This window comes from Actinomadura sp. WMMB 499 (assembly GCF_008824145.1).
GTDB lineage: Bacteria > Actinomycetota > Actinomycetes > Streptosporangiales > Streptosporangiaceae > Spirillospora.
Map to the genome: position 1 here is coordinate 1,114,839 of NZ_CP044407.1, position 11,743 is coordinate 1,126,581.

The 11,743-nt window shown below is 73.4% G+C and carries 12 protein-coding genes; 8 read left to right on the plus strand and 4 right to left on the minus strand.

What is annotated here, in order from left to right; all coding sequences use genetic code 11:
* The first annotated feature begins 2 nt into the window (after window positions 1–2).
* A complete protein-coding gene (locus F7P10_RS04695; RefSeq protein ID WP_151008230.1) occupies window positions 3–1,037 on the plus strand; it encodes an alcohol dehydrogenase catalytic domain-containing protein in 1,035 nt (344 codons plus the stop codon).
* Window positions 1,038–1,077: 40 nt separating this feature from the next.
* On the opposite strand, the gene F7P10_RS04700 is transcribed toward F7P10_RS04695, so the two are convergent.
* Both F7P10_RS04700 and F7P10_RS04705 read right to left on the minus strand, forming a co-directional pair.
* Window positions 1,078–2,475 (minus strand): amidase, encoded by a 1,398-nt coding sequence (locus F7P10_RS04700; RefSeq protein ID WP_151008231.1) that lies wholly within the window; start codon window positions 2,473–2,475, stop codon window positions 1,078–1,080.
* A 37-nt stretch (window positions 2,476–2,512) separates the two neighbouring features.
* Window positions 2,513–3,511, minus strand: a complete 999-nt coding sequence (locus tag F7P10_RS04705) for a D-2-hydroxyacid dehydrogenase (RefSeq protein ID WP_254716725.1) — start codon at window positions 3,509–3,511, stop codon at window positions 2,513–2,515.
* 346 nt (window positions 3,512–3,857) lie between these two features.
* On the opposite strand from F7P10_RS04705, the gene F7P10_RS04710 reads away from it, so the two are divergent.
* The 7 genes from F7P10_RS04710 to F7P10_RS04740 all read left to right on the plus strand — a co-directional run bounded on the left by F7P10_RS04710 (window position 3,858) and on the right by F7P10_RS04740 (window position 10,385).
* The gene (locus tag F7P10_RS04710; RefSeq protein ID WP_218040622.1) at window positions 3,858–4,340 is read left to right on the plus strand and encodes a DUF3830 family protein; all 483 of its coding nucleotides are present in this window, start codon (window positions 3,858–3,860) and stop codon (window positions 4,338–4,340) included.
* Between the two features lie 16 nt (window positions 4,341–4,356).
* Complete coding sequence (locus F7P10_RS04715; RefSeq protein WP_151008234.1) at window positions 4,357–5,118, plus strand: Asp/Glu racemase; 762 nt, start codon at window positions 4,357–4,359, stop codon at window positions 5,116–5,118.
* Window positions 5,119–5,158: 40 nt separating this feature from the next.
* Entirely contained in the window at window positions 5,159–5,947 is a 789-nt protein-coding gene (locus F7P10_RS04720; protein WP_151008235.1) for an aspartate/glutamate racemase family protein, read from the plus strand.
* Between the two features lie 16 nt (window positions 5,948–5,963).
* Window positions 5,964–6,629: a GntR family transcriptional regulator gene (locus tag F7P10_RS04725; protein WP_151008236.1), complete on the plus strand. Its 666-nt coding sequence runs from the start codon at window positions 5,964–5,966 to the stop codon at window positions 6,627–6,629.
* A gap of 101 nt (window positions 6,630–6,730) precedes the next feature.
* Window positions 6,731–7,984, plus strand: a complete 1,254-nt coding sequence (locus tag F7P10_RS04730; protein ID WP_151008237.1) for an aspartate aminotransferase family protein — start codon at window positions 6,731–6,733, stop codon at window positions 7,982–7,984.
* 120 nt (window positions 7,985–8,104) lie between these two features.
* Window positions 8,105–9,163, plus strand: a complete 1,059-nt coding sequence (locus F7P10_RS04735; protein ID WP_151008238.1) for a hypothetical protein — start codon at window positions 8,105–8,107, stop codon at window positions 9,161–9,163.
* An 82-nt stretch (window positions 9,164–9,245) separates the two neighbouring features.
* On the plus strand, window positions 9,246–10,385 hold the full coding sequence (locus tag F7P10_RS04740) for an acyl-CoA dehydrogenase family protein (RefSeq protein WP_151008239.1): 1,140 nt from the start codon (window positions 9,246–9,248) through the stop codon (window positions 10,383–10,385).
* Here the strand turns inward: F7P10_RS04740 and F7P10_RS04745 are convergent.
* Together F7P10_RS04745 and F7P10_RS04750 are read right to left on the minus strand one after the other, a co-directional pair.
* On the minus strand, window positions 10,382–10,591 hold the full coding sequence (locus tag F7P10_RS04745) for a hypothetical protein (protein ID WP_151008240.1): 210 nt from the start codon (window positions 10,589–10,591) through the stop codon (window positions 10,382–10,384). The two genes, F7P10_RS04740 and F7P10_RS04745, sit on opposite strands and share 4 nt — an antisense overlap.
* On the minus strand, window positions 10,588–11,724 hold the full coding sequence (locus F7P10_RS04750; protein WP_151008241.1) for a CaiB/BaiF CoA-transferase family protein: 1,137 nt from the start codon (window positions 11,722–11,724) through the stop codon (window positions 10,588–10,590). The genes F7P10_RS04745 and F7P10_RS04750 overlap by 4 nt, the downstream gene beginning before the upstream one ends.
* Window positions 11,725–11,743: the final 19 nt, after the last annotated feature.

Genomic DNA, 11,743 nt, shown 5'->3' on the forward strand with positions numbered 1-11,743 from the left:
CCATGCGCGCCACCACCAGCCGCAGTGCGGTGCTCACCGCACCCGGCAAGCCCCTGGAGATCGTCGAGCGCGACGTCCCCGCGCCCGGCCCCGGCGAGATCCTCGTCCGGGTCACCGCCTGCGGGATGTGCTTCTCCGAGGTCAACCACCTGCACGACCACTACCCGTTCGGAACGTTCCCGACCGTGCCCGGCCACGAGATCACCGGCGTCGTCGAGGCGCTCGGCGACGGGGTCGACTGGCCCGCGCCCGGCACCCCCGTCGGCGCCGCCTGGATCTACGACTCGTGCGGACGCTGCGACAACTGCGTCCGCGGCGACCAGATCCTGTGCACGGGCGGGCCGAAGCACGTCACGGGCGTCAACCACGACGGCGGGTACGGCGAGTACTTCCTCGCCCGCGCCGGGTTCGTCACCCCGCTCCCGGAGGGCCTCGACCCGGTGGCCGCCGCGCCGCTGATGTGCGCCGGGGTCACCGCGTTCAACGGGCTCCGCCAGGGCGGCGCCGGCGCCGGGTCGAAGGTCGCCGTGCTCGGCACGGGCGGCGTCGGGACGCTCGCCGTCCGGTTCGCGGCGGCGATCGGCGCCCGCGTCGCCGTCGTGTCCCGCTCGCGGCGGTCGGAGGCGCAGGCCCGCGCGCTCGGCGCAGAGCTCTACGTGGCGACCGAGGAGCAGGACCCGGCGGAGGCCCTGACGGCATGGGGCGGCGCCGACCTGATCATGAACACCGCGCCGAGCACGGCCACCGCGCTGGCCGCGTTCGGCGGCCTGCGCCCGGACGGCACCCTGCTGTTCCTCGGCTTCGACGGCGCCGAGGCGTCGGTGCCGCCGGTCGCGCTCGTCCTGCACCGGCAGCGGGTGATGGGCAGCCCGTCCGGGTCCCCGCACGACCTGCGCGACACCCTCGCGTTCGCCGTCGCGCACGGGATCGTCCCGGACGTCGCCCCGATCACGCTGGACGAGGCACCGGACGTGCTCGCGGCGATGGACGCGGGCACGCACCGGGGCCGCGCGGTGATCTCCTTCGACCGGTCCTGACGGCACGGTCCGGTCGGGGACGGCCCGGCCGGACCCGCCGTCACGGCCGCCAGGGGCGGGCGGTCTCGAAGGCGCGGCAGGCGTTCATCACCAGGGCGTCGGCGTGCCGGGCGCCGACGACCTGCAGGCCGACCGGCAGCCCCGCCGCGGTCGTCCCGCACGGGAGGCTCGCGGCGGGCTGCTGCGTCATGTTGAACGGATACGTGAACGGCGTCCAGCCCGTCCAGCGCGGGGACGGCGACCCGGCCGGGGCGTCGACGCCCGCCTCGAACGCCGGGATCGGCATCGTCGGGGTCAGCAGCAGGTCGTAGCGCTGGTGGAACAGGCCCATGAGGCGGCCGAGCTCCATCCGGCGGGCGGTCGCGGCGAGGTAGTCCAGCGCCGAGTACCGGGCGCCGCGCTCGCAGTTCTCCCGCAGGGCCGGGTCCAGCGCGGCGAACCGCTCGGGCGTCAGGTGCTCGACGACCTTGGCGGCCCCGGCGAACCACAGCACCTCGAACTCCTCGACCGGGTCCTCGAACCCGGGATCGGCCTCCTCGACCTTCGCGCCCAGCTCCGCGAACGTCTCGACGGCCGCCGCGACCAGCGCCGCGACCTCCGGATCGACCCTCGCGAACCCGAGCGTCGGGCTGTAGGCCACGCGGAGGCCGGTCAGGTCGCCGGGGCCGGGGACGGCGGCGGTGCGGACGGCGAACGGCGCGTCCGGCGGCGCGAGCGCCGACCAGTCGCGGGCGTCCGGCCCGCACACCGCGTCCAGCAGCAGCGCCGCGTCCTCGACGGTGTTGGTCATCGGGCCGACGTGCGCGAGGGTGCCGAACGGGCTCGCCGGATAGTGCGGGATCCGCCCGTACGTGGGCTTGATCGTGAACGTGCCGGTGAAGCTCGCCGGGATGCGCACCGAGCCGCCGCCGTCGGTGCCGAGCGCGAGCGGCGCCATGCCCGCCGCGACGGCCGCCGCCGCGCCGCCGGACGACCCCCCGGCCGTCCGGGACGGGTCGACCGGGTTGCGGGTGACGCCGGTCAGCGGCGAGTCCGTGACGCCCTTCCACGCGAACTCGGGCGTGGTGGTCTTCCCCGCGAACACCGCGCCCTGCTCGCGCAGCCGCGCCACGGACGGGGCGTCCTCGGTCCACGGGCCGGACGGGTCGATCGTCGTCGAGCCGCGCAGCGTGGGCCAGCCCTCGGTGAGCAGGACGTCCTTGATCGAGACGGGCACGCCGTCCAGCGGGCCGAGCGTGGTGCCGCGCCGCCACCGCTCGGCGGAGGCCCGCGCCATCGCGAGGGTCGTGTCGGGGTCCACCAGGCAGAACGCGTTGATCCGCGGGTCGTCCCGCTCGATCCGGGCGAGGACGGCCGACGCCGCCTCCACCGGGGACAGCGTCCCGGCCCGGTATCCGTCGATCAGGTCGGCGGCGGTCAGGTCGGCCGGATCCGTCATCGTCCTACCCCCCATGTTCGGTTCGCGGAACGTCGGTTCACGGAACGTCGGTGTCCGGAACATCGGTGCGCGGCACGGACGTCCCGTTCGCGCTCGGCTCGGCGGCGGCCGGGGCGCCCGACCCCACGTAGCCGAGTCGCTTGTCCACGATATTGCGCAGCGGACGCCCGGTCGTCCAGCGGACGAAGTTCTCCACGAACAGCTCGACCAGTTCGTCCCGCCAGCCGACCGTGTCGCCCGACATGTGCGGCGACACGATCACGTTCGGCAGCTCCCACAGCGGGGACTTCGCCGGGAGCGGCTCCTCCTCGAACACGTCGAGCGCCGCGCCCGCGATCCGGCCGTCCCGCAGCGCCGCGACCAGGTCGTCCTGGACGACCAGCGAGCCGCGGCCCACGTTGATCAGCCGCGCCGACGGCCGCATCCGGGCGAGCGCGGCGGCGTCGATCATGCCGCGGGTCTGCGGGGTGAGGGGGGCCGCGAGGACGACGTAGTCGGCCGCGGCCAGCGCGGCGGCCAGGTCGCCGGTCGCGTGCACGGTGCCGAAGTCGGCGTCGCCGGTGCGCGCCGTGCGGCCCGCGCCGCTCACCCGCAGGCCGGCGGCCGACAGGCGCCGCGCGATGGCGCGGCCGATCGGGCCGGTGCCGACCACCAGCGCGTGCTTGCCGGTGATCCGCTCGGTCTCCCGGTGCCGCCAGCGCCGCTCCCCCTGCAGCCGGACGGTGCCGTGCAGATCCTTCGCGAACGAGAGCACCAGCCCGAGGACGTACTCTGCGATCGGCTCGTCGAACACCCCTCGCGAGTTGGTGAGGACCGTGTCACCTTCGGTCAGTCCGCGGAACATCACCTTGTCGACGCCCGCGCTGGCGATGTGGACCCAGCGCGGGGTCCGGACACCGTCCCCCTCGGGCCATGCCGCGGGGAGGGCTCCGGACAGGAAATCCCACATGAAGACCACATCGGCCTCCGAAACCGCAGCGGCGAGGCCGGATTCGCGCACGTACCGTACGTCGGCGCGGCGCTCCACCTCCGCCATCCCGGACGGCTCGACGTCCCCCGTCAACACCGCCACAACGGGCGGCGCACCGGCTGCGGGCGAAGGCTGCTGCATCGGCTCTGCTTTCGGGGATCCGGGAGTTTACGAGATGGCAACTCGGGGAGGCATTGACACGCTAGAAAGGCTTCGTAGGATTGTCAACAATCAGCGCGGCCGACGATCGGCCCACGGACCGCGCTGATCGTGCTGCAAGACCGTCGCAACCGCTGCCCAGCAAGGCCAGGACGGATCCCAGAGCGCTCTAACGCAAGAGCAAGAGTCCTTTCGGGTGGCGACGCTCTCGCTCACCCCCTGTTCCACGGGGAGGCCCGGCATGCCCAAGCTGATGACCATCTCCCTCGAGCGGCGCGGCGTCTCGTGCGTCGCCGAGCTCCTGGAGAAGGACGCGCCCCGCACCTGCGAGGCCGTTTGGCGAGCCCTGCCGCAGGGCGGCGACGCGTACCACGCCAAGTACGCGCGCAACGAGGTCTACACCATGGTCGAGTACTTCTCGGATCATGAGATCGGCCAGGAGAACCCCACCGTCACGCCCATCCCGGGCGATGTCGTCCTCTTCTCCTTCCCGGGCGGCATGCTCGACCGGAAGTTCAAGGAGGAGAAGAACATCCACGAGCTGCCCGGCGTCATCGACCTGGCGATCTTCTACGGCCGCAACAACCTGCTGCTGAACGGGGACGTCGGCTGGGTGCCGGGCAACGTGTACGCGACGATCGTCGACGGCCTCGACCGGATGGCCGAGGCGTGCAACGACGTCTGGCGCTCCGGCGGCGTCGGCGAGCGGCTCGTCTACCGCCGGCACGAGGGTTAGAACGGTGGCCGCGCAGATGACATTCGACCCCACGCTCGTCGTCGGTCCCGAACTGGTGGCCCAGCAGGGGATCGGCGTGGTCGCGCCCTTCGATTTCGCGCTCGACCGCGAACTGTGGCGCTGGACGCCGGACGACGTGTCGCTGTTCATGACCCGGCTGCCCTACGTCCCGGTCCCGGTCACGGTGGAGATGGCGTCCGCGCTGTCGGACCACTCGATCGTCCGGCAGGCCACGCGGGACGTGCTGGCGCCCGAACCGCTCGCGGTCGCGTTCGCCTGCGCGTCCGGGAGCTTCATCCGGGGCCGCGCGGGCGAGGAGCTGCTGCACGACACGATGGTGAAGGCGGGCGCCCCCGCGGTCGCGACGACGTCCGGGGCGCTGGTGGAGTCGCTGCGGATGCTGGACGCCCGCCGCATCGCCGTCGTGACGCCCTACATCGACACGGTCACCGACCGGCTCGTGTCGTTCCTCGGCGAGCACGGCGTCGAGGTCGTCTCGTCGGTCGGGATGGGGCTGCTCAGCCACATCTGGAAGGTCGGGTACGGCGAGGTCGTCAGCGCCGTGTCCGCGGTCGACCGCCCCGACGCCGAGGCCGTGTTCATCAGCTGCACCAACGTGCCGACCTACGACATCATCGCGCCGCTGGAGCAGCTGATCGGCAAGCCCGTACTGACCTCCAACCAGGTCACGATGTGCTCCGCGCTGCGCGCGATGGGCCGCTCGGCGAACGGCGCCGGGCAGCTCCTGGTGCAGCACGGCAGCCCGACCGCAGCCTGACCCCGTCCCGGGAGATCCCCGAGAGTAGGATTGTCGACAAATGTCGCAGAACGGACTGAGCGCCGGTTTCCTCTACCCCGGCTACAGCGCCGAGGACGACTACCCGGCCATCGAGGCCGCCCTCGGCGATGTACGCCTCCCCGTCGTGCACACGCTGATGCGCGAGGACGCGCACCGCGTGGACGCCCTTCTCGATGTCGGCGGCCCGGACGTCCTGGCCACCGGGGCGAGCAAGCTGCGCGAGATGGGCGTGCGGGCCGCCGTGTGGGCCTGCACCAGCGGAAGTTTCGTCTTCGGCTGGGAAGGCGCCGAACAGCAGGTCGCGGGCGTCGCCGAAGCCGCCCGCGTCCCGGCGTCCAGCACGTCGTTCGCGTTCGTGAACGCCTGTCAGGCCCTGGGCCTGAACCGGGTCGCGGTCGCCGCGACCTATCCCGAGGACGTCGCCGAGAAGTTCGGCGAGTTCCTCGGGCGCGCCGGCATCACGGTGGTGTCGCTGTCCTGCAAGGGCATCGTCACCGCCGCGGAGGTCGGCACCCTCGGCCGCGAGGAGGTCCTCGCCTTCGTCGCGGCCAACGATCACCCGGACGCCGAGGCGGTGCTGGTGCCCGACACCGCGCTGCACACCGTGTCATGGCTCGACGAGCTGGAGGCACGGATCGGCAAGCCGGTCCTTACGGCCAACCAGGTCAGCGTCTGGGAGGGCCTGCGGCTCGCGAGCAGTTCCGGTGAGTCACCCTCCGGCGGGTTCCGTCCGCGCACCGGCTTCGGCCGGCTGTTCGCCGAACCCGTTCCCGAAGCGGCGCCCGGACGCCCGGCCTGGAGGCTCTGACGAAAGGTGACCTCCCATGAGCCGATTGGGCGAACTTGAGCCCGTCCCCCGCAAGTCCACGGTCGAACTCGTCTCCGACGAGCTCCGTGCCGCGATCATGTACGGCTCGCTCGAGCCGGGCGACCAGCTGGGCGAGGCCGAGCTGGCCGCCCGGCTGGGCATCAGCCGCGGGCCGCTGCGGGAGGCGATGCAGCGGCTCGTCCAGGAAGGCCTGCTGGTCAGCGAGCCGCACCGGGGACTGTTCGTGACCACGCTCGACGAGAGCGACGTCGAGGACGTGTACCTGGCCCGGCTGGCGATCGAGCGCACCGCCGGAAAGCTGATCATGGAACGGAACCGGGGCGAGGCGGTCGCCCGGCTCACCGACGCCCTCGAGGGCCTGGTCGAGGCCGCGCGCGAGCGCGACCGCGTCAAGATGAGCGACGCCGACCAGGCCTTCCACGAGGTCCTGGTGAGCGCGTCCGGCAGCCAGCGCCTCGAGCGCATGGCGCACACGCTGCTCGTCGAGACGCGGATGTGCCTCAACGCCCTGCAGGACACCTATCCCGAGCCCGACGACCTCGTCGAGGAGCACCGGCGCATCGTCGACGCCATCGGCGACGGCGAGGAGGAGCGGCTGCTGCGCCTCATCGAGGAGCACATGACCGAGTCGATCGAGAGACTGCGCAAAGAGAGCGGGTAAAGACTGACCGGACGGCCACATTCATGGCCCCTCCCCCTCCGTCCGGAAGGGTGCGGTGGCCTAGGCTGTCGATTGTCGACAATCTACCGAGAGGGACTCCGATGGCGACGCTGTCACCTCTGCTGAAGCAGGCGACCCCCGTCCTGGCCGAGCGCGGCGAGGGCGTGCACCTCTACGACGCCGAAGGGCGCCGGTACCTGGACTTCACCGCGGGCATCGGCGTCACCAACACCGGCCACTGCCACCCGCGCGTGGTCGAGGCCGCCCAGAAGCAGGTCGGGACCCTGATCCACGGCCAGTACACGACGGTCATGCACCGGCCGCTGCTGCGCCTGGTCGAGGCGATGGGCGAGGTCCTGCCGTCCGGCCTCGACTCGGTGTTCTTCCTGAACTCCGGCAGCGAGGCCGTCGAGGCGTCCATCCGGCTCGCCCGGCACGCCACCGGACGGCAGAACATCGTCGTCTTCCACGGCTCGTTCCACGGCCGCACCATGGGCGCCGCGGCGCTCACCACCGCCGGGACGAAGTTCCGCGCCGGCATCGGCCCGCTGATGCCCGGAGCGGTCGTCGCCCCGTTCCCGCAGGCCTACCGGTACGGGTGGGACGAGGACGAGGCCGTCCGGTTCGCGCTCCGCGAGCTCGACTACGTCCTCGCGACGACGAGCCCCGCGCCCGACACCGCCGCGTTCATGGTCGAGCCGGTGCTCGGCGAGGGCGGCTACATCCCGGCGCCGCCGGCGTTCCTCGAGGGGCTCCGCGAGCGCGCCGACCGGCACGGCATCCTGCTGATCGTCGACGAGGTCCAGACCGGGTACGGGCGCACCGGCAAGTTCTGGGGCCACGAGCACAGCGCCATGCGCCCCGACGTCCTCATCACCGCGAAGGGCCTGGCCAGCGGCTTCCCGCTGTCGGCGATCGCCGCGCCGGCGGCCCTCATGGAGAAGGCGTGGCCCGGCTCGCAGGGCGGCACCTACGGCGGCAACGCCGTCTCCTGCGCCGCCGCGCTCGCCACCCTGGAGGTCATCCGGGACGAGGACCTCGTCGCCAACGCGGCCCGTCTCGGCGCCCGGCTGAACGACGGCCTCCGCAAGATCGCCGCCGACCACCCGGTCATCGGCGACGTCCGCGGACTCGGCCTCATGCAGGCCGGCGAGTTCACCACGGCCGGCGGCGAGCCCGACACCGCGACCGCCACCCGTGCCCACCGCGCCGCCGCCGACCGCGGCCTCCTGCTGCTCACGTGCGGCGCGCACGGCAACGTCGTCCGCCTCATCCCGCCCCTGGTGGTGAACGAAGCCCAGATCGACGAGGGCCTGGCCGTCTGGGCCGCCGCCGTCGCCGACGCGACGAGCTGACCGCCCGACCCCGGACGCCCCGCGGAACCGCTTCCGCGGGGCGTCCCGGCGTTTCCGGGGCGCCGTTGCGCCACCGGCACGCGACCGGGATGATCGTCGGTCGAGGCGCCGGGAGGACAGATGACGGTGTTCGCGTGCGCCGGGTGCGGCGCCGCCCTGACCGCCCCGGTCTCCCGGGTCGCGCTCCCCGTCCACGCGCGCCACCGCTGCGGCCACGAACTGCTGCCCGCGCTCATGGACCCCGGAACGTTCGCGGTGGATCCCGAGCCGTCCGGGCCGCCGTGGCGGCCGTGGGAGGAGATCGGAACGGACGAGGCGGAGGCCCGCGGCGTGTACGCGCCGGTGCCCGCCCTGTCCGACGGGCCTCCGGGTTCGGTCGTGATCGCACCGGGCGACGTCCGCGGAACCGTCCTCATCCCGGGGAGGTGCGACGGCTACTGCCTCGGCCTGGACGGCGGGGACGGGGCGAACCTGGCGTGCGCGGGATGCGGATCGGCGGTGGCGACCCGCATCGACGACTGCTCGTTCTGGCAGGCGATATGGCTCGCTCCAGAGGCGGTGCGCCCGCTGCCCGAAGAAGGCCCCGCGCCCCCGATCGCGGGGTGGACGGAGCTGATGGACGAGCACCCGGGAGTCCCCCCGGTCGAGCCGCCCGGGCACTGGAGCCCGCTCTGGGAGGCGGCGTTCGGTGACGCGCTGGCCCGCCTCCTGGCGGTCACGGAGGGCGCCCCGGTGTCCGTCCCGGACGGACCCGTCGCCGACGTACTCCGCCGTCCGCTCGACGCGCTGCTCCCCGCGGGGCCGCGGCCGAAGGCCCTGGCCCTGGCCGGGCCGGGTCTGGATCCCCCCGGCGGCGGGATCGCGCTGGTTCCGCGACACCCGCAGACGGGCGACGCGTGGGAACCGGCCGGACCGGCGGAAGCGGTGCCGCTGGAGTTCCGGGTCTGGCGATCTCTGGCCTTCGGGGACGGCCGGATCCCCGTTCCCGTCACGGGAGGGCTGCCCGAGGGCGTCCACCGCGACGAGTCGCCGCCACTGCTTCCCGTGTGGCGATTCAGTCCCGACTGGTGGGTGTTCATCGACACGCTGGCGCGGCTGCCCGAGGTCCGCCGCCCGTGGCTGCGCCGGATCCACGACCACGTGCGAGCCCGCCGGTTCGAGTACCCGCCCCCTTGCTGACGCCGGGCGCCGACCGCCCGGCCGACCGGGCGGGGCCGGAGGCTAGTAGATTCCGAATCTGGTTCTAACGGTTGGAGGCGCGTTGAGCATCTGGAACACCCCCGAACGCACGGCGCTGCGCGAGCTCGTCCGCGACTTCACCGCCAAGGAGATCGTCCCGAACCTGGCGGAGTGGGAGGACGCCGGGGAGCTGCCGCGCGGCCTGCACGCGCGGGCGGCGGGAGCGGGGCTGCTCGGCGCCGGGTTCCCGGAGGCGGCGGGCGGATCGGGCGGGGACGTCCTCGATCCGCTGGTGGTGACCGAGGAGATCATCCGGGCGGGCGGGTCGAGCGGGCTCGTCGCGTCCCTGTTCACGCACGGGATCGCGCTGCCGCACATCATCGCGTCCGGCGACGCGGACCTCATCGGACGGTTCGCGCGGCCGGTGCTGGCCGGGGAGCGGATCGGCGCGCTCGGCATCACCGAGCCCGGCACCGGCTCCGACGTCGCGGGGATCCGCACGACGGCCGTGCGGGACGGCGACGCGTACGTGGTGAACGGCGCGAAGCTGTTCATCACCTCCGGCGTGCGGGCCGACTTCGTCACGACGGCCGTCCGGACCGGCGGCCCGGGGTTCGAGGGCCTCTCGCTGCTGGTCATCGAGAAGGGCACGGCGGGGTTCGGCGTGTCGAAGCCGCTGCGGAAGATGGGCTGGCTCTGCTCCGACACGGCCGAGCTGTCGTTCGACGACGTGCGGGTGCCGGCGGCGAACCTGGTCGGCGCGGAGGGCACCGGGTTCGTGCAGATCGTGCAGAACTTCGTGGCCGAGCGGCTGTCGCTGGCCGTGCAGGCGTACGCGACGGCGCAACGGTGCCTCGACCTCACGCTCGGGTGGGTGCGCGAGCGCGAGACGTTCGGGCGTCCGCTGTCGTCGCGGCAGCTCGTCCGGCACAAGATCGCCGAGATGGCCCGGCAGGTCGACGTCGCCCGCGCCTACACGCGGTCGGTCTCCGAACGGTACGCGGCGGGCGAGGACGTCCTGACCGAGACCGCGTACGCGAAGAACACGGCCGTCTACGCCTGCGAGCACGTGGTGCACGAGGCCGTGCAGCTGCACGGCGGCATGGGGTACATGCGGGAGTCGGAGGTCGAGCGGCACTACCGGGACGCGCGCATCCTCGGCATCGGCGGCGGCACCAGCGAGATCATGAACGAGATCGTCGCGAAGCGGCTCGGGCTCTAACCGGCCTCCACCAGCCCGTTCACCAGGGCGCGGAGGCCGTCGAGGTAGGTGTCCTCGGCGGTCGGCTCCGGCCGGCGCGCCGCGACCGCCGCGACGCGGGGCAGCTCGGCGGCGTCGACGCCGGCGAACACCCGTTCCCGGTGGTGAGGCGGCTGACACGCCGAGCCCGGCGGCCCCTTGGGCCGCCGGGCGCCGACACGGGTCACGCCTGGGCGACGGTGCCGGACTCGATGAGGGCGTCGACGTCGTCGAAGCCGAGGTCGGTGAGGACGTCGCGGGTCTGTCCGCCGGGCAGGACGGGGACGCCGTCGGTCCCGGCGGCCGTCCGGGAGAAGCGGGGCGCCGGGGCGGGCTGGCGGCGGCCGCCGAGCTCCGGGAAGACGTCGCGGGACGTGTTGTACGGGTGGTCCTTCGCCTCTTTCAGCGACAGGACGGGCGCGACGCAGGCGTCGGACGGCAGGAAGACCTCGGCCCACTCGTCGCGGGTGCGGGCCTTGAACGCGGTGGCGAACCGGTCGCGGAGGTCGGGCCAGCGGTCCTTGTCGTGCTGGCCGGGGAGGTCCTCGCCCTCGACCCCGAGGAGGCGGACGAACTCGGCGTAGAACTGCGGCTCGATCGCGCCGACCGCCATGTGCTTCCCGTCGGCGGTCTCGTAGACGTCGTACCAGGGGGCCCCGGTGTCGAGCATGTTGACGCCGCGGCGGTCCTCCCAGACGCCGCCCGCGAGGAAGCCGTGGATGAACGTGGACAGGTGCGCGGTGCCGTCGACGATGGCGGCGTCGACGACCTGGCCGCGGCCGCTCGTCCGGGACTCCAGCAGCGCCGACAGCATGCCGACCACCAGGTACATGCTGCCGCCGGCAAAGTCGCCGAGGAGGTTCATCGGGACCTGCGGCGGGCCGCCCGCGCGGCCGATGGCGTGCAGGGCGCCGGTGACCGCGATGTACCCGATGTCGTGGCCCGCGCTCCGCGCGAGCGGGCCCTCCTGCCCCCAGCCGGTCATCCGGCCGTAGACGAGGGCGGGGTTGCGGGCGAGGCAGTCGTCGGGGCCGATGCCGAGGCGCTCGGTGACGCCGGGCCGGAACCCCTCGAGGAGGGCGTCGGCCTTCTCGACGAGGCGGAGGACGACGTCGCGGCCCCGCTCGGACTTGAGGTCGACCGCGACGGACCGCTTGCCGCGGTTGGTGAAGTCGGTGGCCATCCCGGCGCCGACGGCGGAGGCGCGCTCCACCCGGATGACCTCGGCGCCGAGGTCGGCCAGCAGCATCGCGGCGAACGGGCCCGGCCCGATCCCGGCCAGCTCGATCACCCGCACTCCGGAGAGTGGACCCTTGCCCATCGCGACCCCTTCGCTGAAT

What these genes read in the sequence shown, in the direction of transcription:
- F7P10_RS04695 (WP_151008230.1), top strand. Translation starts at nt 3, where the DNA reads ATGCGCGCCACCACCAGCCGCAGTGCGGTGCTCACCGCACCCGGCAAG.
- F7P10_RS04700 (WP_151008231.1), bottom strand. Translation starts at nt 2,475, where the DNA reads ATGACGGATCCGGCCGACCTGACCGCCGCCGACCTGATCGACGGATAC.
- F7P10_RS04705 (WP_254716725.1), bottom strand. Translation starts at nt 3,511, where the DNA reads ATGGCGGAGGTGGAGCGCCGCGCCGACGTACGGTACGTGCGCGAATCC.
- F7P10_RS04710 (WP_218040622.1), top strand. Translation starts at nt 3,858, where the DNA reads ATGACCATCTCCCTCGAGCGGCGCGGCGTCTCGTGCGTCGCCGAGCTC.
- F7P10_RS04715 (WP_151008234.1), top strand. Translation starts at nt 4,357, where the DNA reads ATGACATTCGACCCCACGCTCGTCGTCGGTCCCGAACTGGTGGCCCAG.
- F7P10_RS04720 (WP_151008235.1), top strand. Translation starts at nt 5,159, where the DNA reads ATGTCGCAGAACGGACTGAGCGCCGGTTTCCTCTACCCCGGCTACAGC.
- F7P10_RS04725 (WP_151008236.1), top strand. Translation starts at nt 5,964, where the DNA reads ATGAGCCGATTGGGCGAACTTGAGCCCGTCCCCCGCAAGTCCACGGTC.
- F7P10_RS04730 (WP_151008237.1), top strand. Translation starts at nt 6,731, where the DNA reads ATGGCGACGCTGTCACCTCTGCTGAAGCAGGCGACCCCCGTCCTGGCC.
- F7P10_RS04735 (WP_151008238.1), top strand. Translation starts at nt 8,105, where the DNA reads ATGACGGTGTTCGCGTGCGCCGGGTGCGGCGCCGCCCTGACCGCCCCG.
- F7P10_RS04750 (WP_151008241.1), bottom strand. Translation starts at nt 11,724, where the DNA reads ATGGGCAAGGGTCCACTCTCCGGAGTGCGGGTGATCGAGCTGGCCGGG.